Raw genomic sequence first — 21683 nt, 5'->3', positions numbered from 1 at the left:
GTCGATCGGGGGCCGGCAGGACGCCGCCGGCCTGTGAGTACAGCGAGGGGTGAGGTCAGGAGCCGCCGAGGCCGGTGGTGGCCACGGAGTCGACGATGCGGCGCTGGAAGAAGAGGAACACCACGATCAGCGGCAGCGCCGCCAGCAGCGCGGAGGCCATGGACTGGGCGTACTGGATGCCGAAGGCGTCCTTCACCGTGGCCAGGCCGACCGGGAGGGTCATCAGGTCGGGGTCGTTGGTGACGATGAACGGCCACATGAAGTTGTTCCACGCCCCGATGAAGACGAAGATCGCGACGGCGGCGACGATCGGCCGCGACAGCGGCAGCACGATCGACAGGAACACCCGGAACTCGGAGGCCCCGTCCATCCGGGCCGCGTCCTCCAGCTCCCGGGGGATGCCGTCGAAGAAGCGCTTGAGGATGAAGACCATCATGGGCGCGACGACCTGCGGCAGGATGACGGCCGCGTAGGTGTCCACCAGGTTGAAGAGCAGCATCTGCTCGAAGAGCGGTACGACGAGCAGCTGCGGCGGCACCAGGATCGCGGCGACGGTGACGGCGAGCAGGGCCCGGCGGCCGCGGAAGGTGCCGCGCGAGAACCCGTACGCGGCGAGGGTGGAGACGACGACCGTGATCAGCGTGACCAGCCCGGCGATCAGGAAGCTGTTGAAGGCCCAGACGGTGACGTTCCCGCGTTCCAGGATCTGCTGATAGGCCTCGGTCGTGAAGGCGCCCTTGATCGGGGACAGGCCGGGCGACGCCGCGTCCTGCTCGCTCTGCACCGAGGTGGCGACCGCCCAGACGAACGGCACCAGCCAGACGGCGGCCAGGACGGCCAGCGCAGTGCCGGCCAGGGCGCGCGGCAGCCGGCCGTGGCCGAGGAGCAGGGAGGATTCGGCAGCTGCCAAGGGGGGACGGCGCCGCGGGCGAAGGGGTGTTGCGGTGGCGGACACGGTCAGTCCTCCTGGCGGAAGAGACGCAGTTGCACGAGCGAGACGACGATGACGAGGGCGAAGAAGAGGTAGGAGACGGCGGAGGCGTAACCGAGCCGGTAGCCCGTGAACCCGACGTCGTAGACGTATTCCAGGACCGGGCGGGTCGAGCCGTTGGGACCGCCCTTGGTGAGGATGTAGATCTGGTCGAACACCTTGAGCGAGGCGAGGACCTGGAGCATCGCCACCAGCGCAGTGGTTCTGCGCAGTTGCGGCAGGGTGATGGACCACAGGCGCCGCCAGGCTCCGGCGCCGTCCAGCGCGGCGGCCTCGTAGTACGTCGAGGGCAGGGACTGGAGCGCGGCGAGGTAGAGCAGGAAGTTGAAGCCGACCGTCCACCAGACGGTGAGGGCGGCGATCGACCACATCGCGACGGATTCGTCGGAGAGCCAGCCGACGGGCTCCATGCCGAGCGTGTCCAGGAACTGGTTCGCCAGGCCGAGCTCCGGCTGGTAGAGCCAGGTCCAGATGAGCGTCACCACGGTCACGGGCAGCAGATAGGGGGCGAAGAAGGCCAGTCGCCACACCCATTGCCCGGCGAGGCCGCTGTGCACCAGCAGGGCCATGGCCAGCGCGATCAGCACCAGCGGAACACTGGAGATGGCGGTGAAGACCACCGTGTTGCCGAGGCTGCTCCAGACGTCCGGATCGCCGAACGCCTCGGCGTAGTTGTCGAAGCCGACGAACGCCGTGTCGCGCAGCGCGAGCGAGCTGTCGGTGAAGCTCATCCAGAGCCCATGCACGATGGGCCACACCAGGAACAGGACGAAGACGAGCAGAAACGGCAGGACGAAGAGGAGGCCGGGGCCCTGGGCGGTACGGCTGCCCTTCAGGCCGATACGGCTCAGGCCGCCAGGTCGGCCGGCGGCCGGGCCGGTCACGGCGTCGGTGCCGGGGGGTGCGGTGGTGGTCACGTGGGTCACTCCTTCTGCTCGTCAGGCCACCGGGTTGGGCTGCCGGAGCAGCGCGTCCGCCTCGCGGACCATCTGACGCACCGCCTTCTCGGCGGAGGTGTTGCCCAGCAGCGCCGACTGGAGCGGCTGGCACATCCGGTTCTGGAAGTTCGAAGCGGCCCCGGTGAACCAGTTCGGCGGATCGAGCACCGCCACCTCTCCGGCGTCCGCGTAGGAGGACTGCGGGTCGAGGGCGGCGTACTCGGGTTCCGCGATCACGGGCTGGTAGGCGGGGATGTGACCGGCGCTCGCCCAGGTGAGGCTCTGCTTGACCATCTCCGCGACGTACCGGTGGGCCCGGCGGCGGTGTGCCGGGTCGGGGTTCTCCTGGTGCGGGAGGACGAAGCTGTGACTGTCCGTGTAGACGGCCGGCTTGTCGAAGACCTGCGGGAAGGGGGCGGCGCCGAGCGGGATGCCGGACTTCTTCAGCGTGGGCAGTTCCCACTCGCCGAGCATGACCATGCCGCCGCGACCGCCGATGAAGCCGGCCATCGCGCCGTTGTAGTCCAGGTTGTTGGGGTTGGTACGGCCGTCGAACAGCCGCTGCATGAAGTCGACGACGCGTACGGCGGCGTCGACGTCGATCTGCGCGGGCCCGCCGTCCGGCAGCGTGAAGGCGGCGCCGGTCTGGGCGTAGAGGGCGGCGAACTGCCGCCAGCTCTGGGCGGTGTCGGTGACGTGGCCGAACAGGATGCCCTTCTGCCCGGTCGCCTCGGCGAGTGCCTTGCCGGCGTCGAGCAGGGCCTCCGGGGAGCCCAGCGGGGCCAGTTCGCCCGAGGAGTCGAGGAGACCCGCCTTGTCGGCGGCCTCCTTGTCGTAGAACACGATGAAGGGGTGGACGTCGAGCGGGATGGCGTAGACGGTCCCGTCGTGCTGCGTCCGCGACCAGACCGCCGGTGCGAAGTCCTTCCGGCTGACGCCGAATTCGGCGAGCAGGTCCAGATCGAAGGGGTCGAGGAGGCCGCCGGGCGCATAGCCGGCAAGCCTGGAGAGGTGCATGATCGCCACGTCCGAGGCCCGGCCGCCGGCGGCCGACATGGCCAGTTTGGTGTAGTACGACGGCCCCCAGTCGAGAATCGTCCGCTCCACCTCGAAGCCCTGCGGCCCTTCGGAGACCGCCTTGATCATGTCGTCCATCAGCATGCCGTCGCCGCCCTGGAACAGGTCCCAGACGCTCAGCGCGGAGGCGTCGGCGGCGGCCGGTGAGGCGCAGCCGGACACCGGGCCGGCGGCGAGCAGCGCACCCGCGGCGGCCGTGCCGTGACGCAGCAGCCGACGGCGGGTGAGACCAGGTGCCGCACCGGGTGCGGGGGCTGGTGGTGAGACAGAGAAGCGGGTGAACATCGCGTACCTTCCGACAGCCGGACACGCATGCCGGACCGACGACGGACCACCGATGGGAGTGGTGATCCACCGCGCGGGTCAGGCGGGGGCGCACCGGTCGAGCCGATGCGATGGCTAGTTTTTACATCGATGTACATTGGCTGTAAAGAGCCAGGAGGCACGGCCGGAAATCGAGGGCCGAACGGGCCGGGAAGATGCGCTGCCGATCCGCGACCTGCCGGGACATAAACTCAGCAGCGCCGAGGGGCAGGGAGGTTCCGGTGGCACGACCCAGGATCAAGGACGTCGCGCGGCTCGCAGGGGTGTCGGAGAAGACGGTGTCCAACGTCATCAACGACTACACCCACGTCTCCGACCGGACCAGGCGCGTCGTCCGCGATGCCATCGAGGAACTCGGCTACAAGGTGAACCTCGCCGGTCGCCACCTGCGCCAGGGCCGCACCGGCATCATCGCTCTCGTCGTTCCCGAACTCGACGTCCCGTACTTCGCCGAGCTCGCCCGGCACGTCATCCGCGAGGCCGGGCGACGCTCCCTGACCGTGCTGATCCACCAGACGGGGGCGGACCGCGAGCACGAGCTGGCGGCACTGACCGGATTCGGCTCCAGCTTCGTCGACGGAGTCATCCTCAGCCCGCTCGCCCTCACCCCCGACGACCTGCGCGATCGCGCGGGCGCCCCGCCCACCGTGCTGATCGGCGAACTTCTGGAGGAAGGCGCCGACCACGTCGCCATCGACAACGAACAGGCCGCGCGGGAAGCGACCAAGCACCTGCTCGCGCTCGGCCGCCGCGCCATCCTGGTCATCGGCGGACGCAGCGGCGCAGGCCTGGGCACGGCCGAGGCCCGCACCCGCGGCTACCGCGCCGCGCTGGCGGAAGCGGGCATCGCCCACGACCCGGCCGCCCTCCTGCCCGTCGAGTCCTTCCGGATGCCGGACGGCGCCGAGGCCGTGGCCCGGGCGCTGAGCGAGGGCGCCCGAGCCGACGCACTGCTGTGCCTCAACGACCAACTGGCGCTGGGCGCGCTGCGCGCACTGCACGAGCACGGCATCCGGGTTCCCGAGGAGGTCGCCGTCATCGGCTTCGACGACGTCGAGGCCGGACGCTTCAGCGTCCCCACCCTGAGCACCGTGGCACCCGACAAGGCCGCGGTGGCCCAGGTCGCCGTCGAACTCCTGCAACACCGGATGGACGAGGCCACGGGGTCCGCCTCGGCGGACGCCAACTCAGCGGAGGTGCGGTCGCCTCAGGACCTCGTGGTGGCGCATCGTCTGGTGTTGCGCGAAAGCACGGAGGGTTTCGGTGGGGTGCTGCCTTCGGGCGCTCCGCAGAAGTCATCCTGACCGCGAGGGCGGGGCGACGCCCGACGAGGCCGGCGTGCAGCCGTCAGAATCCTCGGCCACGACGGCGAACGGCGACCACGGCCGGCTGAGCGGAGCTCGCGGAGGACGGCACCGACTCGCTTGATCGGGTATCGGTCCGGCATGGCGCGGTGGACCAGGGTGCACTGGCCGCGGTCCGAAGCCGGGGGTATGCGTGCGTCGGCCGAGTCTCGCGGGCCCCCACCGCTGAACACGCCCTACCCCCGCCACCCGCGTCCGGGCACAATGAGCGCTGCCTCGCCTCAGCCCCGCGTCGCCGGCGAGAACATGACGGCGCTCGTGCCCGCCTTCGACGCCCGCACGACACCAGCACCACGGCATGCACGCCCGGCACGCCCGGTCATCCGTCGGGCGTGCCCGAAACTGACCGACCGTCCTCGGGGAGATTCGGGATGACAGCACGCCGTACAACCAACAGACGCGCACAACTGATCGCCTGCGCGCTGAGTTTGCTCGCAGTGGCCGCCCTCACGGTGTCCGGCACCAGCGCGACGGCAGCGTCCGCTGCACGGCCGCCCACACCGTCCTCGGTGTCCGGCCCGGCCTCGGCCGTCACATCGCTGGGGATCGACGGGACGGCGTGGGCCGTGGACGAGCGGAGCGGGAAGCTGCGGGTCCTCGCCGACTCCACGGTCACGGACGCCGAGCTCGCCCGTCTCCGCGACGCCGTCGGCCGGTTCGCCGGTGCTGTCACCCTCGAACGGCTCGACGGCCGGCTGCGCACGCTCCTGTCCGGCGGCGACGGCATCCACGCCGCCGGCCGGCGCTGCACGGCGGGCGTCAATGTGCGGAGCGGGTCCACGTACTACCTCGTCACCGCCGGACACTGCACCGCGGACCTGCCCACCTGGTACACCAACGCTGCTCTGGACACGGCCGTCGGGCCCACCACCGGCAGCAGCTTCCCCGGCAACGACTTCGGGGTCGTCCGCTACGCCAACCCGGCCGTGCCGCACCCCGGCACCATCGGAACGGTCGACGTGACCGGGACCGCGTCCGCCCACGTCGGTCAACGGGTCTGCACCCGGGGCGCGACGACCGGAGTCCGGTGCGGCGTGGTCACCGGCCTCAACGCGTCCGTGAACTACGGCGGCGGTGACATCGTCCACGGGCTGATCCAGACCAACATCTGCGCCGAACCCGGCGACAGCGGAGGTCCCCTCTACGCCGGCGACAAGGTCATCGGCATCCTCTCCGGCGGCTCCGGAAACTGCGCCACGGGCGGGACCTCCTACTACCAGCCGATCCAGGAAGTGCTCAGCGCTCACGGGCTGTCCGTCTACTGACGGGAGGCCCTAGGCCAAGTCGGCGCCTGACGCGAGCGACGCACCCCCGGCTGGTCCGGCCACCTGAACGCGTAGTCCGGTTCGCCGCCCCGCACGACCCGTACGAAGCGGAGCAGTTCGCGCACGATGCCCGCGTTGCCCATCGCCCACCCCGGCTGCGGTTCGAGCTCGCTCGGGGTGGCCCGGTGCTCGACGTTGGACCAGCGGGCGCCGTCGGCGTCGCGGGTGGCGTGGGCGGCGAGGTCGGTGACGAGGAGCAGGGCGAACTCGGGGGAGTCGTCCTGCTCGGCGATCCGGTCGGCCGCGAGGGCGAGGACGCTCGCCGTGCCGCAGCAGCGGCCGTTGTTGTCCCAGAAGCCGGGGCGCAGCCGGTTCGGCAGGCCGGAGTGCGTGACGGTGTGCCAGCAGCGGTCGGCGAGGGCCGGCCAGACAGGGTCGGGGGACAGGTCCCGGAGCAGGCGGAAGACCTGGGCGTCGCCGGCCGGGCCGTGGCACCAGCCGTAGTTGTACCGCTCGACCACGTCGGGGCGGTGGTGCGGGTCGGAGTGGGGGACGAGGAAGCCTTCGGGGCCGCCCTCGTCGCGGGAGACGACGTCCGCGGCACCGGCCAGCGCGAGCTCGGCCAGGTCCTTGCGGCCGGTCGCGTGGCCGACCGCGGCCAGGCCGTACACGATGCCGAGCGTGCCGTGCGAGATGTGGTGCATACGGCCGGGTGCGCCGGGCCGGTGCTGCCAGTTGACCCCGGCGGGAGTCTGCTCGGCCGTGCGGACGTACGGTTCCACCGCCCGGACGGCGAGATCCTCCTGCCCGGCCAGGAGCGCGCCCAGGCCGATCCCGGCGTTGCCGCCCATCAGTTCGAACAGCTCGCCCCAGCGGGTCCCGTCGAAGCGGGAGCGCACCAGGTCCAGAGCCCGGTCCGCGGCGGTGCCGGCGGCTGTGTCGCCCAGGTCGTCGTGGACGGCACGCAGCGCGAGGGCCATTCCGGTGCGGCCGAAGTACAGGGAGTCGTCCTCCCAGCTCTCGACGGAGTCCGCCAGCCCGCGGGCCGCGCGCACGGCGGCGTCGGCGTAGGAGTCGTCGGCGAGGTGCCGCCACGCTTCCAGGAGCACCGGGACGACCCCGGCCGTGCCGCTGTAGAGCATGGGGTTGAGCTCGTCGTCGGAGGGCCGGGTCGGCCATATGAGGCCGCCGTCCCCGTTGTCACGCCCGGCTGACAGCAGCCACCGCAGGCCGTCCACGGCCAGGGCCTCGACCTCGTCCGGCGTCATGTGCGTTGCCTCCCTCTCCTTGCCGGCGCCCATTCGGGCATGTCCGCTTCGTGGGACTCAGGCATGCAGCACGAAACATCGCATCCCTCCCGCGTCGAGGTCGTACCACTCACCTCGGTCCCATCCCTCCGTCACGGTCGCCACGTCCTGCGCCGTCACTCCGATGTGTCGCCGCTCCTGCGGCAACCGCTCCGCCAGCGGCGTCGTCACCACCCACACCCCGCCCGGCGCCAGCAGCCGCCGCACGCGGTCCGCGACCACCCTCTTGTCCGACATGAAGGCCAGGACCAGCCGCATCGTCACAAGGTCGAACCGGGTCCGGGGCAGCTTCGCCCCGACGTCGGCCCCGTCCTCGAAGTCCAGGCGGAGCACGCGCAGTCGGGGCTCCAGGTCCGCGTATCGGTCACGGGTCGCCGCCACCGCCGCATCCGCCCAGTCGACGGCGAGCGTGTCGTGACCGAGGCCGGCGAGCGCGGCGGCGTAGGTGCCGAGCCCGCAGCCGATGTCCAGGGCCCGGGCGCCGACGCGCGGCCGTATCGCCTCGCCGAGCAGCTGCAGTTCCCGCTCCGTGACGCCCCGGAAGCCGCGGCCCCGCGCGAAGTGGTCCTCCCAGCGCGCCCGTTCGACGGGGGTCACGTCTGCCTCAGGAGCCGGTTCACAGCCCGCCCGAACACATACCGAGCCGCCCGCTCCAGCACACCGTCGGCGACCCCCGGCAGGAACCGCACCCGCGCCTCCTCCCGCCACACCACCCGCGTCCGCCCTCCCGGCCCGGGCCGCACCTCGATCTCGGCCCAGCCCGTGATCACCCTGCCCCGCTTCTCCAGGCGGCAGAGGCCCGGCGCGTCGTCCCCCGGGGGCTGCCACACCGTGACCTCCATCGGGTCGTCGAAGGAGAGCGGGCCGACGCCGGAGCGGGCGATGACGAGTGTGCCCGCACGGGTCGGTTCGGGTGGGGTGACCCGGATGCGGGTCAGGGGGACGGCCGCGGCATGGCGGGGCCACTCCGTCAGGCGTCGCCACGCCTCGTCGAGGGGGAGTGGAACCGTGCGTTCGAGGAGAAAGTTCGCCACGGAACGATCTTAGGGAATCAGGGCTGGTCATCCGCGCAGTCGTACACGGGTCGTGCGGTCGGTCCAGCCGGACGTCGGCGGCCGCGCGTACGCGAGGTGAACTCGCCCCGGCCCCGCGGCCCGTGCCCCGCTCTTCCCCCGCGCCGCCGTCAACGTCCTGTCCCAGCAGCAGCCCTCCGAGCTGCTCTACCCGCCTGGAGGGGCTGGAGAGCGGCTGGACCACCTTGCCGCCCGGGCCCGGCGGTCCGAACCTCGACGTCGTGCGCGGCAACCTCTTCGACCCGCCCCTGATGCGGAAACTGCCCCCGCACATCGAAGGCCCCGACAACGATCTCGCCGACCTCCTCGACCACTCCGTCCGCCGCGCTGGTCTTCGGCTTCGTGTCCGGCACCCGTCCCGTCCGTATCGTCGCCGCCCTCGTCAACCCGCGCGGCCCCGCCCCCGAGGCCGAGACGGTGACCCTCCTCAACGCCTCGCCCGCCCCGGTCGACCTGACCGGCCGGCACCTCCAGGACCGGCTGGGCCGGCTTTCCGCCGTGCCGCCGGGACCGCTCGCGGACGGCGCCTGCCTCACCGTCCCCCTGAGCGGCGGCGCCCAACTCGGCAACCATGGCGGCGAGATCAGCCTCCTCGACACCCCGCACCGCCTTCACCTCACCTGGTGGGACGGCTCACCGGTACACCTTCCCCGGCTCGGCCTTGCCCGGCGCGAGCAACTGCGGCACGGTCACGAACACGAACCCCCGCTTCTTCAGCGCGTCGATGATCCCGGGCACCGCCGGCACGGTGCCGTCGTAGATGTCGTGCAGCAGGATGATCCCGTCCCGGTCGGTCTGATCCAGGACGCGCTGCTCTATGAGCTTGGAGTCATTGGTCGTGTAGTCCTTGGCCGTCACGCTCCACAGGACCTCCGACATCCCCAGCTCGCGGCAGATGTCGTGCACCGTGTCGTTCGTACGGCCCTGCGGCGGACGCATCAGGGTGGGGCGCCGCCCGGTGATGCGCTCTATCTCCTTGTTGGGGCGCTCTATCTCCTCCCGTATCCCGTCGGCGTCGAGCTCCGTGAGTCTCTCGTGGTCCCAGGTGTGGTTGGCCACCTCATGGCCCTCGTCGGCCATCCGCTCGACCAGTTCCGGGTACTTGTCGATGTGCCGCTTGCCGAGCAGGAAGAAGGTCGCCGGGACCTTCTCCTCCTTGAGGATGTCGAGCAGTCGCGCGGAGTGCTCGCTCGGCCCAGCGTCGAAGGTCAGCGCGACGCACTTGGCCTCGCGGCAGTCGACGCTGCCGAAGCGGGCCTGGGCGGTGGACGTGGCCTGGGCCCGGGCGGCGCCGGGAGACGTGGTGTCCAGGCGCACGTACTGCGTGAACGCCACCAAGGAAGCGGCCGCCACCAGAACGGCGGCGGCACACAACCAAGCCCACGACTTTTTCATCTTCTTGAACGGAATGATCGGAAAAGGCATGCCGCGACTATACATGGCGAGTATACACGCGATGTATAGAGGGCGTTTGTAGGCTCTGAACTGCGCGTTCCCGCGGTTTTACTGGGCGTAGAACGTGGCGTCCGCCCGATCCGTCGCCGTGCCAAGCGCCTGGACCACCAGCAGGTGGTCGTAGTGCCGCACGTAGCGCCCGGCGTAGTTGTAGGACTCGTACGAGACACCTGCCGCGTCGGACAGCCCGGCCCGCTTGTGGAAGGTGGCGTCGGACGCGAACGTCGCCGTGCCGTCGTTCTTCTCCAGCCACACCTCGAAGTTCTTGTGCCGGAGGTAGTACCCGGGGAAGTTGGCCGACTCCAGCGACACCGTGCCGCTGCCGGTCAGTCCGGGGACCGCGCGGAACTGCGAGTCCGCGAGCGGGGAGACGCCGGCCTCGATGCGGGCGCGGTACTCCCAGTGCCGGACGAACCGGTCCGCGAAGTTGTACGACGAGAAGCGCTGCGGCGTGACACCGTCGGCCACCGGGATGCCGAAGTCCGGGGTGCCGTCGGCCTTCCAGTACAGCTTCTGCACGCGGGTGCGGCGGTTGGGGTCGCCCAGCGGGTCGCCGGTGATGTCCTTGTAGCTGCGGTCGTGGTGGACGAGGATGTCGCTCCTGCCGTCCTCGGAGACGGTGAAGGAGTTGTGGCCCGGGCCGTACTGGCTGGTGGCGGCGTTGCTGGTGAACACCGGCGTGGAACTCTTGCTCCAGTTCGCCGCGTTGAGCAGGTCGGCACCCGCGGACGCGGACAGCAGCCCCAGGCAGTAGTTGCTGTCGGTGGCGCTCGCCGAGTACGACATGAAGACCTTGCCGCCGTGCTGGATCACCGCCGGGCCTTCGTTGACCTTGTAGCCGACGGTCTCCCAGGAGTAGGTGGGCCGCGACAGCATCACCGGAGTGCCGGTGACGGTCCAGGGGTTGGCCATCCTCGCGAGATAGAGGTCCGTGTTGTTGTTCACGGACGGGTCGCGCTGTGCCCAGGCCAGATAGCGCACGCCGCCCACGACAAAGGTCGTGGCGTCCAGGGAGAAGCTCTCCCACTGGGTCTTGATCTGCCCCTTCTCCGTCCAGGCGGCCGTCAGCGGATTGGTTCCGGTGCCCTCGAGCACGTACATGCGGATCGCCCACACGTCGTTGGTGGCGCCGGCGGCGAAGTAGACGTACCACTTGCCGTCGATGAAGTGGATCTCCGGCGCCCAGATGTGCGCGCCCATCACACCGCTGCTGTGCTTGGTCCAGATGGTGACCTCCTGGGCCGTCGACAGGCCCTGGATGGTCGTGGCCCGACGCAGCACGATGCGGTCGTACTCGGGGACGGTCGCGGTGAAGTAGTAGTAGCCGTCGGTGTGTTTGAAGATGTGCGGGTCGGCCCGCTTCTCCACGATCGGGTTGGTGTAGGTCACGGGGGGGAGTCGGGTACGGCCGCCCGGGCGGCCGGAGCGGGTCCGGTGAGGCAGGCCGCCAGGGCGACGAGGACGGCCATGAGCAGCCGTACGGCTATGCGTCTCAAGGGAGTTCTCCAGAGGTACGGGTGATCAGGTGGTGGGGACGAGGCGCCACTGCTGGCAGGTGTTGTTCAGCCAGGTCCACTGCCGTACGTCCGCGCCGTCCGCGGCAGAGCAGTCCGCCACGTCGGCGACCTTGCCGGTGGACTCGTTGACGATCCGGACGTAGTCACCGCTCGCCGTGAACACGAGCCGGTAGCGCTGGCACTTGTTGTTCAGCCAGGACCACTGCCGGATGTCCGCGCCGTCGGAGGCGGAGCAGTCGGCGACGTCCATCACCTTGCCGGTGGCGACGTTGACCAGCCGGTTGGTGTCGTCGCCGAGGTCCTCCACCTTCCACTTCTGGTTGGTCCCGCCGGTGCACGTCCACTGGAGGATGTCGGTGCCGTCGGCGGTGTTGCCGCCGTTCACGTCCAGGCACTTTCCGCTGTTGCGGTTGACCAGGGTGTACGACGTCGGCGTCGCGGCCGTCTCGCCGGACGGGCCGGGGAGCGTGGTGCCGAGGGCGACGGGGGTGCCGAAGTCCGGGGTGCCGTCGGCGTTCCAGGTGAACTCCTGGGCGCGGGTGGTGCGGCCGTTGCCGCAGCCGCCGCCGGACGTGGAGTTGGCGTGGTAGACGATCCAGTTCTCGGTGCCGTCGGGTGAGGTGAAGAAGCCGTTGTGGCCGGGGCCGTAGGCGCCGCCGGCGTCATTGCGCTGGAAGACCGGGGTCTGCTTCTTGGTCCAGGAAGCGGGGTTCAGCGGATCCGAGCCGGTCAGCTCCAGTTGGCCGAGCTTGTAGTCGGCGGTGTTGCAGTAGCTGGCCGAGTACGTGAGGAAGGTACGGCCGTTGTGGTAGAGCGGTTCCGGGGCCTCGTTGACGGGCGCGCCGGACCGCTCCCAGTCCAGGGTCGGGCTGGAGATGACGGTGAAGGTGCTACTGGCCGGCGTGTACGGGTTGCTCAGCGGCGCGATGACCAGGCTCTGCGTACCGCCGTTGATGAACCCGCTGCCGACCAGGTACAGCTTGTTGCCGGCCTGGAGCACACTCGCGTCGATCAGCCAGCCGCCCGGCGTGAGGTTGGAGCCGGTGAGCGAGCCCTTGTAGGTGTACGGGCCCATCGGGTCGGTGCCGGCGCTCTCCAGCACATGCGTGCGCTGCGAGTCGCAGCACGCCGCACCGCCCTGTCCGGCCGAGTAGTACACGTACCAGTGGCCGTTGAAGAGATGCATCTCCGGAGCCCAGATGTTGGTGTTGCGGGTCGACGTGGTGTCCGACCACACCTGCACGTTGGGCGCGCCGGCCAGACCCGCGAGCGTCGGCGACTTGCGGATGCCGAGGATGCCGGTGAACGTCGTGGTGATCAGGTAGTAGTTGCCGTCGTGGTACTGGAGCCAGGGGTCGGCGCCCTTGAACGACTTCAGCGGGTTCGTGTACGGGCGGCCGTCCGCCGCGGACGCCGGTTGCGTGGTCGCCACCAGGGCCAGCAGTGCGGCGAGCACGCACAGGATGAGTGATCTGCGGCGTTTCCTGACAGGCGTGCGTGACATTCGAGGCATACGAGACCGTCCCTGTCCGTAATTTCGAACGAAGTTCGTGATTCCGATCGCGATTGGGTCAGAAGATAGAAGTGGGCCATGTCCCCGTCAACGGTTTCGTCGTCCACGCTTCACAAACCCGCGTGCGGACGCACACCCGGCGCGGCCGGCCGACGATGCGCTTGCCCGTTCAGGTGATGAACCGACCGATGCGCCACCGGCCGGCCAATTGCCCCCGTATCCAGTGCACATGGACAATCACCGCGCGCCTGTCGGCTCAACTTCCTTCTCCCGAAGGCAGTTCACGGCCGCAACGACCACGACGGCCGCCCTGGCCGCGTTAGCCCCGACCGCGGCCGCCGCCGCACCCGCCGTGCCCCAACAGGCCCCCGGGCGGCCGCGATCCACCGCCGACTGGGACACCTGCCTGGCCGTCGCACGCGCCCTGCTGGTCGTCGACGAACACGACAAACCGCTCGTCCCGGGGTACCGGAAGATCCTCGACTCCGGGCTGCCGCGCGCGCAGACGAAGACGGGCAAGAGAATCCTCGTCATCGGTGCCGGACCGGCCGGCCTGGTCGCCGCCTGGCTGCTCAAGCGGGCCGGGCACCAGGTCACGCTCGTCGAGGCCAACGGCAACCGCGTCGGCGGCCGCATCAAGACGTTCCGCACCGGCGGCCACGAGCAGGCGGCGCAGGCGTTCGCCGACCCGGCCCAGTACGCCGAGGCCGGCGCCATGCGCATCCCCGGCAGCCATCCGCTGGTGATGACCCTGATCGACCAACTCGGCGTCAAGCGCCGCCGGTTCCACCTCGTCGACGTCGACGGCGAGGGCAAGCCCGTCAACAACGCCTGGCTGCACGTCAACGGCGTCCGCATGCGCCGCTCCGAGTACGCGAAGTCACCCCGCAGGATCAACCGTTCCTTCGGCGTCCCGCGCGCGTACTGGGACACGCCCTCCGGCACCATCCTGCGCCGCGCCCTGGACCCCGTACGCGACGAGTTCAGCACCGTCGGCCCGGACGGCAAGCGCGTCGACAAGCCGATGCCCGAGCGGGTCAAGGGCTGGGCGCGGGTCGTGCAGAAGTACGGCGACTGGTCGATGTACCGGTTCCTGACCGAGGAGGCCGGCTTCGACGAGCGGACCCTCGACCTGGTCGGGACGCTGGAGAACCTCACCTCACGGCTGCCGCTCTCCTTCATCCACAGCTTCATCAGCCAGTCCCTGATCAGCCCCGACACCGAGTTCTGGGAGCTGATCGGCGGCACCGCGACCCTTCCGGACGCGCTGCTGAAGGAGGTCGCCGACGTCCTGCGCCTGGACCGGCGCGCGACCCACATCGAGTACTGGGCCCCCGGCCGGCCCGGCGCCGACGACACCTCCCACGTCCACGCCAAGGGCCCGCACGTCTGGATCGACACCGTCTCCGAGGGACGCGACGGCAAGGTGGTGCGCGAGGAGTTCACCGGCGACCTCGCGATCGTCACCGTGCCGTTCTCGGGGCTCAGGCAGGTGCAGGTCAGCCCGCTGATGTCGTACAAGAAGCGGCGTGCGGTCGCCGAGCTGCACTACGACAGCGCGACCAAGGTGCTCCTCGAATTCGGCCTGCGCTGGTGGGAGTTCACCGAGGCCGACTGGAAGCGGGAGCTCGACGCCGTACGGCCCGGGCTCTACGACGACTACCGCAAGGGCAAGGCCCCCGCCGACGGCAGCCTCCTCGGCGCCCACCCCTCCGTCCCGGACGGCCACATCAACGACGCCCAGCGCGCCCACTACGCCGCCAACCGATGGGCCACCCGCGACCAGCCCGAGGCCGCGCACATCATCGGCGGCGGCTCGGTCTCCGACAACTCCAACCGCTTCATGATCAACCCGTCGCACCCGATCGAGAGCAGCAAGGGCGGTGTCGTCCTCGCCTCCTACAGCTGGGCCGACGACGCCTCGCGCTGGGACTCCCTCGACGAGGACGCCCGCTACCCGCACGCGCTGCGAGGGCTGCAACAGGTCTACGGCCAGCGCGTCGAGGTCTTCTACACCGGCGCCGGGCGCACCCAGAGCTGGCTGCGCGACCCGTACGCGTACGGCGAGGCGTCCGTCCTCCTGCCCGGCCAGCACACCGAGTTGCTGGAGGCCATCCGCACCGCCGAGGGGCCGCTGTACTTCGCCGGGGACCACACCTCGGTGAAGCCGTCGTGGATCGAGGGCGCCCTCGAATCCGGGGTGCGGGCCGCGTTGGAGGCGCACGCGGACTGACACCCCGCCGGGCCGCGCGGACCCCGTGGGGTCACGCGGCATCCGCCTGAACCCTGGCCCGTACCGCGTCGGCCGGATCCCATCCCCGGCGCGGTACGGAGGCCAGCAGGAGGCGGGTGTACGGGTCCTCGGGCGCACCGAGGACCCGGTCCGTCGGGCCCTGCTCGACCACCCTGCCGCGCCGCATCACCACCGTCTCGTCGGTGATGTGCCGGACGACGGCCAGGTCATGGCTGACGAACACCAGGGCCACCCCCGTGTCCCGCCGGATCTCGCCGAGCAGCTGGAGGATCTGCGCCTGGATCGACACGTCCAGCGCGGCGACCGCCTCGTCCAGGACGAGGACGCGCGGATCGACGGCGAGGGCCCGCGCGATGGCCAGGCGCTGGCACTGACCACCGGACAACTCGTGCGGGCGCGCCCCGGCCTCCCGGGCGCCGAGGCCCACCTGGTCGAGGAGGGCGGCGATCCACCGGTCGTCGGCATCGCGGCCGTGCAGCCGCAGGGCGGTGCGCAGGCACTGGCGGGCGGTGAGACGAGGGTCGAGGGAGACGTACGGATCCTGGAAGACCATCTGGATCTCGCGGGCGCGGGCGAGCCGGTGCGCCGCCCGGCTCCTGCTCGGGGACGGCGGGCGCGCGGCACGGTCCCGGCCGTCCACCGTGACGCTGCCGGCGTCCGGCCGCACCAGGCCGACCAGCATGCGGGCCACGGTGCTCTTGCCCGACCCGGACTCACCGACCACCCCGAGCGAGCCGCCGCGCGGGACGGTGAAGGAGACCTGGTCGGCGGCGGTGAGGCGGTCACCGCCCGGCAGCCGGTAGGTCTTGGTCAGGCCCTCGGCCACGAGCAGGGACGTCTCGGGCCGGGTCTCGGTCGCGGTCATGCTGTGCTCCTCTTGGCCAGGGACGACTTGGCCAGGGACGACGGGACGGTGGCGAGTCCCGGTTCGGCGGGCTCCTCGGACAGGTCGGTGAGCCTCCGGCATGCGGCGGTCCCACCACCCGGGACCGCGGCCGGCTCCGGAAGCCAGGTGGTGCACTCCGGCTCGGCATGCTCGCAGCGCGCCGCGAACGGGCAGCCCGTGAACGCGTCGGAGAGGGACGGCGGCCGGCCGGGAATCGGCTGCAACGCCCTTTCGCTGTCGCCCAGTTCGGGGGAGCAGGCGAGCAGGCCGCGGGTGTACGGATGCCGGGCGTGGGTGAAGAGGCGCTCCGCGTCCTGCTGTTCGACCACGCGGCCCGCGTACATGACGTACACGCGGTCGCAGAACGCGGCGGCCAGATGCAGGTCGTGGGTGATGAACAGCATCCCCAGGTCCCGCTCCTCGCGCAGGGTGCGCAGCAGGGCGAGGATCTCCGCCTGCGTCGTGACGTCGAGCGCGCTGGTGGACTCGTCGGCCAGCAGCAGCCGAGGCTCGGCGGCGAGGGCGCCGGCGATGACCACGCGTTGCAGCATGCCGCCGGACATTTCGTGCGGCCGTTGCCCGAACCGTCGTTCGGGGTCGGACAGGCCCACGGCCCCGAGGAGTTCGACGGCCCTCTCGCGCGCCGCACGTCGGTCGCCCGCACGGCCGGTGCGCAGAAGCCGTTCGACGAGGAAGTCGCCGATCCGGCGCACCGGGTTGAGGGCGGAGCGCGGGTCCTGGTGGACCATCGCGACCGTGCCGGCCCGGTGCGCGCGCAGCCCGGCCCCGCTCAGGCCGAGCACGTCCGTGCCGTCGACCAGCACGCGGCCGGTGACCGTCGCCTCCTCGGGCGTCAGCCGCAGCACGGTCTTGGCGGTGGTGGACTTGCCCGAGCCGGACTCGCCGACGAGGCCGACGGTCTCCCCGGAGCCGACGCGCAGACTCACGTCGGCGAGCAGCGGCCGGGCCGCACCTGGCAGGCCCAGGGTCAGGTTCTGGATGTCGAGCAGCATCGCAGGCTACCTCCTGGCGCCGAGCCGGTCGGCGGCCCAGACCCCGACCACGTTGAAGGCCACCACGACGGCGGCGATGGCGGTGCCCGGCACCAGCGCGGGCAGCAGGGCGCCCTGGACGATGGCGGCCTGGCCCTCCTGGACCATCAACCCCCAGTCGGAGCTGGGCGGTTGGGAGCCGAACCCGAGATAGCTGAGGGTGGCCAGGCTCATCAGGGCCTCGCCGAACAGCACGACGAGGTACCCGACGATCGACCGGGCGAGGCCCGGCACCAGATGCCGTACGCAGATGCGCAGACCGCCCATGCCCAGTACCCGATAGGCGTCGACGTACGGCTTGGACCGCTCGGCCAGCGCCACACTGCGGGTGTACTTGGCGATCGTCGGCGCGAACGCGAGACCCAGGCCCAGCACCGACGTCGTGATGCCCGCGCCGAACACGGCGATGATCAGCACGACGAACAGCAGGCCGGGGAACGCGTACATCACGTCCGTCACCCGTGACACCAGCGTGTCCACCCAGCCGCCGCGCCAGGCGGCGACCGTGCCCAGGGTGACGCCGAGCAGCGCGGCGATGGCCAGCAGCGCGAGCGGGGCGAGCAGGCTGGTACGGGCGCCGTACAGGACCCGCGAGAGCAGGTCCTGCCCGGAGGCGTCGGTGCCGAGCAGGTGGTCGCCGGTCGTGCCGACCAGGGACGACGACAGGTCCACGGCGTCGGGCGCGTACGGCGCGAGCAGCGGGGCGAAGGCGGCGGCCAGGACGACGAGGGCCAGGAAGACGGCCCCGGCGATCACGAGGACGGGCCGGCGGCGGGCGCGCCTGCGGCGGGCCGGGAGCAGCACATCGGCGGATACGGCGGTCATGCGGGGCTCCTCATGGCCTTCAGGCGTGGGTCGAGCAGCGGGTGCACGAGGTCCACGAGGGTGGTGACGGCGATGTAGCAGGCGACCATCAGCAGCAGCACCGCCTGGGCGACCGGGAAGTCATGGCTGTTCACCGCGCCGACCAGCAGCGAGCCGATGCCGCTGAGGCCGAAGACGGTCTCGATCGCCACGGTGCCCGCCAGCATCCCCGCGGTGACCAGGCCGCACATGGTGACGACCGGGCCCAGCGCGTTGCGCAGAACGTGCCGGCGGATGATCTGACGCTCCGGCAGCCCGGCCGCGCGGGCCACCTCCACATGGTCGGCCGAACCCGCCTCGACCATCGCCTGCCGGGTGACCCGGGAGATGACCGCCACCGCGCCGAGCGCCATGGCGAGGGCGGGCAGTGTCAGATGGTGGAGCGTCCCGCCGAAGCCCTCGCCGCTGCCCGTCACCGGGAACCAGCCCAGCCGCACCCCGAAGAAGGCGACCAGTGCGATACCGCCCACGAACGAGGGCACGGAAGCGGTGAGCGTGGTGGTGCCGACGACGGCGGAGTCCACCCAACTGCCGCGCCGGACCGCGGCCAGCACCCCGGCGCCGACCCCCAGGACGACGAACAGGACCGTGGCGTAGCCGACCAGCGCGAGCGTCGTCGGGAAGCGGGACGTCAGCAGGTCGGAGACCTGGTCGCCGTACTGGAAGGAGCGGCCGAGGTCGAGGTGGAGGCAGTCCCACAGCCAGCGGCCGTACTGGACGACCAGCGGCTCGTCGAGGTGGTACTGCTCCCGCACGGCGGCCAGCCGCTCCGGGGTGAGCTTGTCGCGGCCCCCCGCCAGGAACACGGCGGGGTCGCCGGGAGCTGCGTACACGGCGGCGAAGATGACGAAGGACGAGGCCAGCAGCGTGGCCAGCAGTCCCGCGAGCCGCCGCCCGATCGAGGCGAACATCGGTGCTCAGCCCTTCTTCGCGCCGAGCTTCGCGGCCCAGGGGTGGTAGAGGTACGCCATCGAGGCGGGCGGACCGGTCAGCTTGTCGTCGATGACGAGCGCCGTCGGCACCTGCGCGACGGGAATCCACACGGCCGCGTCGGCGAACTGCCGCTGTACGTCGATCGCGAGAGCGGCCCGCTTGGCGTCGTCCAGCGTGCGCAGGCCCTCCTTGAGCTTGGCGTCGTACGCCGAACTCCTGAACCCGACCCAGTTGTTGGAACTGTCCGACAGGCCGTTGTCGTAGAAGCCGAGCGGGTCGCTCTTGGAGATGTACCAGTCGGCCACCAGGACGTCGATGTCGGCGCGGGCTTCCTTGTCGCCGTAGAACTCGCCGTACTGGGCGGCCGGGACGGTCTTGATCCGGGCCTTGAGCCCGATCTGCGTGAGCGCGGCGCGCACGGCGTTGGCGATGACCATGCGGCCCTGGCTGCTGTCGGTGCCGATGACGATCGGCTCGTCGGGCGCCTTCTTGGCGTTCCTCACCAGCTCCTTCGCCTTGGCGAGGTCCTGCCCGTCCGGGCGTGCGGGGGCGTCGGTGAGCTGCTTCTGGGCGGCGGCGAAGGTCTCCTGCTCATAACCCCAGGCGCCCGACCCGACCGGAGTGGCCCAGGGTTCGACCAGCCCGCCGTAGCCGGACTCGGCGATGCCCGAGCGGTCCAGGGCGAGGGAGAGGGCCCTGCGGACGTCGGGGTCGGCGAGGCCGCCGCGCTCGGTCGGGATGAGCGCGAGGGTGGAGGTGCTCGGGCCGAAGTACTCGTCGAGACCCTTCTTGCCGCGCAGGGCGGCCGCGGTGCCGATGTTGTCGGCGTAGGTGCCGTCGGCCGCTCCGGTGGCGAGTGCGTTGACCATGGCGCTGTCGTCGGCCCAGCGGAAGACGACCTTGCCGGTGAGCGGCTTCTCGCCCCAGTAGGAGTCGGCGCGGGTCAGCGTGATCGAGTCGCCGGACTTCCAGCCGGACAGCTCGTACGGCCCGGAACAGGCGTCGCCCTGACCGGGCGTGCCGAAGTCCTTGCCGGCCTTCTCCACCTGCTCCCGGTTGTGGACGAGCCCGGCGTCGCCGGCCAGCGCCTTGGTGAACAGGGCGTCGGGCTCCTTGAAGGTGATCGTGATCTCGTCCTCGCCGGTCTTGCGCATCGCGGAGACGTTCGCGAACTCGTCCGACTGCTCCATCTCCGGTGCCGCGTGCCGCTTCAGGCTGAACAGGACGTCGTCCGCCGTCATCTTCGAGCCGTCGTGGAAAGTGACGTCGTCGCGCAGGGTGAGGACCAGGTGGGTCGCGTCGGGCCGGGCGGTCTGCCGGGCGAGGAAGGGGCGTACGGACATGTCGGGCTGGAGCTGGTAGAGGCGCTCGCAGACGTTGGTGAGCACGGTGCGGCCCGCGCTGCCGCCCTGGGTGTCGAGGTCCAGGGAGTCCGGCTCGTCCTCCAGCAGCCAGTTCACGGCGGCGACGGGCTCGGCGGCCTGCGGGGTGGTGGGCGTGAGTGCGAGGTCGGCGGCGTCGGCGGCCTTGCCGCCGCTCGCGGAGGTGCCGGTGGTGGCACCGCTGCATGCGGCGAGCAGGGCCATCACCCCGGCGACACCGGCGGCGGTCGTGGCGGTTCTGAGCTTCATTGCGGGGGCTCCTGAGCGGGGAAGGTGAACGGGAGCGGGGGGATGGGCAAGGCTTGGTGACGGATCGTCAGTTCGGGGCGTGGGGGCCGTCGTAGAGGTTCCAGGGCAGGTGTTGGTACTCGCGGTCGCACGGGGTGCCGGCGGTGACGTGGTAGTCGCCGGCGGTGAGGTCGACGCACGAGGAGACGAGGGTCGTCCAGTGCCTGACGGCGGGCTTGCGCGGGTCGGCGTGGGTGCACAGCGACTCCGGGAAACCGAGGTGGTCCGACATCGCGTCCTTGATCAGCTTGCGCGACTCGTCGGCGCCGCCGGAGTCGCGCAGTCGTCGCAGGCCCTGCTCGGCGCGGGGTACGCGCACCAGGGAGTCGGCGGCGAGTGGGCGGTAGCCGTCGGCGAGGGCGGCGGGGATGCCCGCCTGGTAGTGGTTGCCGTGCACCAGGAGCCCGTCGTCGGGGTACAGCCAGCCGTGGCCGGCCGGGGTGGTCTCCAGGTCGATGGCGAAACCCTCGCGGCAGGTGAGGAGGGCATTGCTGGCGATGTGCGCGCGGGTGCGGCACAGCACGTCGAGTGCGTCGCTGATGTTCGCCTGGTCGAGCACGCTGCGGCGGACCACGGTCTGCGGCAGACCGACCGCCTCGCCGAACCGTCCGCCGAGGCCGTTGGCGTTGAGCGCGATCCCGGCCGAGCTGGCGCCCTGGCGGCCGATCTGGCCGGCCTCCACCTGCATGATCAGGGTGGGTTTGGGTGGCTGGACGATCCGCAGCATGACGACGGTGTCGGCGACGCCGGCCCGCCAGTCCCAGTTCTGCCCGGCCCACACATGTCCGTCGCCGCCGGCCGGGCCGTACACGGCGAAGGAGGTGCAGCCCTCGGCGGGCTCCTCCTCCTCGCGCATCTGGGAGAAGGACTCGTCGTAGATGACCTCGCCGCGGGCGTTCAGGGCCAGGACGTCGAGCAGGTCCAGGCCGGCGCCGTCCGCGATGCCCTGCATCTCCTCCAGTAGATGCGGGGCGTGCTCGCCGACCGGTTTCAGCCAGCGCGCGGCCCGGCCGGTCACCTGTCGCCAGGTCAGGCCGGAGGACACCCCGAACGCCTCCGCGTAGTAGCCGAGCGCGATCCCGAGTTGGGGGGCCACGGCCTCGCCGTACTGTCGTCCCCGTTCGAGGGGGGTCCCGGAGATCTCGATCACCGGCAAGCTCTGTTTCACGCGGGACTCCTCGGGGACACGTCAGTGCTGTA

At 71.1% G+C, this 21683-nt stretch carries 18 protein-coding genes and 1 pseudogene; 4 read left to right on the top strand and 15 right to left on the bottom strand.

Annotated elements, in window-relative coordinates; translation table 11 throughout:
- Positions 1–55 precede the first annotated feature (55 nt).
- The 3 genes from OG331_RS13270 to OG331_RS13260 are packed head-to-tail and all read right to left on the bottom strand — an operon-like array spanning position 56 to position 3291.
- Complete coding sequence (locus OG331_RS13270) at positions 56–955, bottom strand: carbohydrate ABC transporter permease (RefSeq protein ID WP_406195454.1); 900 nt, start codon at positions 953–955, stop codon at positions 56–58.
- A gap of 2 nt (positions 956–957) precedes the next feature.
- Positions 958–1908, bottom strand: coding sequence for a carbohydrate ABC transporter permease (locus tag OG331_RS13265; protein WP_406195452.1), 951 nt, complete (start codon positions 1906–1908; stop codon positions 958–960).
- A 21-nt stretch (positions 1909–1929) separates the two neighbouring features.
- Complete coding sequence (locus OG331_RS13260; RefSeq protein WP_406195449.1) at positions 1930–3291, bottom strand: extracellular solute-binding protein; 1362 nt, start codon at positions 3289–3291, stop codon at positions 1930–1932.
- A gap of 260 nt (positions 3292–3551) precedes the next feature.
- Between OG331_RS13260 and OG331_RS13255 the strand changes: the two genes are divergently transcribed.
- Entirely contained in the window at positions 3552–4634 is a 1083-nt protein-coding gene (locus OG331_RS13255; protein ID WP_406195447.1) for a LacI family DNA-binding transcriptional regulator, read from the top strand.
- Positions 4635–5065: 431 nt separating this feature from the next.
- Positions 5066–5959: a S1 family peptidase gene (locus OG331_RS13250; RefSeq protein ID WP_406195444.1), complete on the top strand. Its 894-nt coding sequence runs from the start codon at positions 5066–5068 to the stop codon at positions 5957–5959.
- Here OG331_RS13250 and OG331_RS13245 read toward each other — a convergent pair.
- Genes OG331_RS13245 through OG331_RS13235 form a run of 3 tightly spaced genes read right to left on the bottom strand, consistent with a single transcriptional unit; the run spans position 5953 to position 8300 of the window.
- Positions 5953–7227 carry a lanthionine synthetase LanC family protein gene (locus tag OG331_RS13245; protein WP_406195442.1) on the bottom strand — a complete coding sequence of 425 codons (1275 nt, stop codon included), beginning with the start codon at positions 7225–7227 and terminating at the stop codon, positions 5953–5955. The two genes, OG331_RS13250 and OG331_RS13245, sit on opposite strands and share 7 nt — an antisense overlap.
- Positions 7228–7284: 57 nt before the next feature.
- Positions 7285–7863: a class I SAM-dependent methyltransferase gene (locus OG331_RS13240; protein ID WP_406195440.1), complete on the bottom strand. Its 579-nt coding sequence runs from the start codon at positions 7861–7863 to the stop codon at positions 7285–7287.
- Entirely contained in the window at positions 7860–8300 is a 441-nt protein-coding gene (locus OG331_RS13235) for an SRPBCC family protein (RefSeq protein WP_406195438.1), read from the bottom strand. Before OG331_RS13235 ends, OG331_RS13240 begins: the two co-directional genes overlap by 4 nt.
- Here OG331_RS13235 and OG331_RS13230 point away from each other — a divergent pair.
- The gene (locus tag OG331_RS13230) at positions 8267–9067 is read left to right on the top strand and encodes a DUF2278 family protein (protein ID WP_406209991.1); all 801 of its coding nucleotides are present in this window, start codon (positions 8267–8269) and stop codon (positions 9065–9067) included. The two genes, OG331_RS13235 and OG331_RS13230, sit on opposite strands and share 34 nt — an antisense overlap.
- On the opposite strand, the gene OG331_RS13225 is transcribed toward OG331_RS13230, so the two are convergent.
- The 3 genes and pseudogenes from OG331_RS13225 to OG331_RS13215 all read right to left on the bottom strand — a co-directional run bounded on the left by OG331_RS13225 (position 8973) and on the right by OG331_RS13215 (position 12815).
- Positions 8973–9764, bottom strand: a complete 792-nt coding sequence (locus tag OG331_RS13225) for a polysaccharide deacetylase family protein (protein ID WP_406195436.1) — start codon at positions 9762–9764, stop codon at positions 8973–8975. The two genes, OG331_RS13230 and OG331_RS13225, sit on opposite strands and share 95 nt — an antisense overlap.
- 78 nt (positions 9765–9842) lie before the next feature.
- A pseudogene (locus OG331_RS13220) lies at positions 9843–11263 on the bottom strand (family 43 glycosylhydrolase).
- 52 nt (positions 11264–11315) lie between these two features.
- Positions 11316–12815, bottom strand: a complete 1500-nt coding sequence (locus OG331_RS13215) for a family 43 glycosylhydrolase (RefSeq protein ID WP_406195433.1) — start codon at positions 12813–12815, stop codon at positions 11316–11318.
- A gap of 238 nt (positions 12816–13053) precedes the next feature.
- Between OG331_RS13215 and OG331_RS13210 the strand changes: the two genes are divergently transcribed.
- A complete protein-coding gene (locus OG331_RS13210) occupies positions 13054–15057 on the top strand; it encodes a flavin monoamine oxidase family protein (protein WP_406195431.1) in 2004 nt (667 codons plus the stop codon).
- 31 nt (positions 15058–15088) lie between these two features.
- Here the strand turns inward: OG331_RS13210 and OG331_RS13205 are convergent, their stop codons facing one another.
- The 6 genes from OG331_RS13205 to OG331_RS13180 all read right to left on the bottom strand — a co-directional run bounded on the left by OG331_RS13205 (position 15089) and on the right by OG331_RS13180 (position 21651).
- Complete coding sequence (locus OG331_RS13205; RefSeq protein WP_406195429.1) at positions 15089–15943, bottom strand: ABC transporter ATP-binding protein; 855 nt, start codon at positions 15941–15943, stop codon at positions 15089–15091.
- Positions 15940–16977 carry an ABC transporter ATP-binding protein gene (locus OG331_RS13200; RefSeq protein WP_406195426.1) on the bottom strand — a complete coding sequence of 346 codons (1038 nt, stop codon included), beginning with the start codon at positions 16975–16977 and terminating at the stop codon, positions 15940–15942. The genes OG331_RS13205 and OG331_RS13200 overlap by 4 nt, the downstream gene beginning before the upstream one ends.
- A gap of 6 nt (positions 16978–16983) precedes the next feature.
- Positions 16984–17841, bottom strand: a complete 858-nt coding sequence (locus OG331_RS13195; RefSeq protein WP_406195423.1) for an ABC transporter permease — start codon at positions 17839–17841, stop codon at positions 16984–16986.
- Positions 17838–18791, bottom strand: a complete 954-nt coding sequence (locus tag OG331_RS13190; RefSeq protein ID WP_362387312.1) for an ABC transporter permease — start codon at positions 18789–18791, stop codon at positions 17838–17840. Before OG331_RS13190 ends, OG331_RS13195 begins: the two co-directional genes overlap by 4 nt.
- 6 nt (positions 18792–18797) lie before the next feature.
- Positions 18798–20444, bottom strand: coding sequence for an ABC transporter substrate-binding protein (locus OG331_RS13185; RefSeq protein ID WP_406195420.1), 1647 nt, complete (start codon positions 20442–20444; stop codon positions 18798–18800).
- 67 nt (positions 20445–20511) lie between these two features.
- A complete protein-coding gene (locus OG331_RS13180; RefSeq protein ID WP_406195418.1) occupies positions 20512–21651 on the bottom strand; it encodes a C45 family autoproteolytic acyltransferase/hydolase in 1140 nt (379 codons plus the stop codon).
- Between the last annotated feature and the right edge of the window lie 32 nt (positions 21652–21683).

The organism is Streptomyces sp. NBC_01017 (genome assembly GCF_045162795.1).
In the GTDB taxonomy this organism is placed as follows: Bacteria; Actinomycetota; Actinomycetes; order Streptomycetales; family Streptomycetaceae; genus Streptomyces; species Streptomyces machairae.
Note: the sequence above shows the minus strand (reverse complement) of the source record. Positions and strands in the feature narration are given on the sequence as shown.

What these genes read in the sequence shown, in the direction of transcription:
- OG331_RS13205 (WP_406195429.1), bottom strand. Translation starts at nt 15,943, where the DNA reads ATGACCGCGACCGAGACCCGGCCCGAGACGTCCCTGCTCGTGGCCGAG.
- OG331_RS13200 (WP_406195426.1), bottom strand. Translation starts at nt 16,977, where the DNA reads ATGCTGCTCGACATCCAGAACCTGACCCTGGGCCTGCCAGGTGCGGCC.
- OG331_RS13225 (WP_406195436.1), bottom strand. Translation starts at nt 9,764, where the DNA reads ATGCCTTTTCCGATCATTCCGTTCAAGAAGATGAAAAAGTCGTGGGCT.
- OG331_RS13185 (WP_406195420.1), bottom strand. Translation starts at nt 20,444, where the DNA reads ATGAAGCTCAGAACCGCCACGACCGCCGCCGGTGTCGCCGGGGTGATG.
- OG331_RS13250 (WP_406195444.1), top strand. Translation starts at nt 5,066, where the DNA reads ATGACAGCACGCCGTACAACCAACAGACGCGCACAACTGATCGCCTGC.
- OG331_RS13215 (WP_406195433.1), bottom strand. Translation starts at nt 12,815, where the DNA reads ATGTCACGCACGCCTGTCAGGAAACGCCGCAGATCACTCATCCTGTGC.
- OG331_RS13190 (WP_362387312.1), bottom strand. Translation starts at nt 18,791, where the DNA reads ATGTTCGCCTCGATCGGGCGGCGGCTCGCGGGACTGCTGGCCACGCTG.
- OG331_RS13245 (WP_406195442.1), bottom strand. Translation starts at nt 7,227, where the DNA reads ATGACGCCGGACGAGGTCGAGGCCCTGGCCGTGGACGGCCTGCGGTGG.
- OG331_RS13195 (WP_406195423.1), bottom strand. Translation starts at nt 17,841, where the DNA reads ATGACCGCCGTATCCGCCGATGTGCTGCTCCCGGCCCGCCGCAGGCGC.
- OG331_RS13260 (WP_406195449.1), bottom strand. Translation starts at nt 3,291, where the DNA reads ATGTTCACCCGCTTCTCTGTCTCACCACCAGCCCCCGCACCCGGTGCG.
- OG331_RS13210 (WP_406195431.1), top strand. Translation starts at nt 13,054, where the DNA reads ATGGACAATCACCGCGCGCCTGTCGGCTCAACTTCCTTCTCCCGAAGG.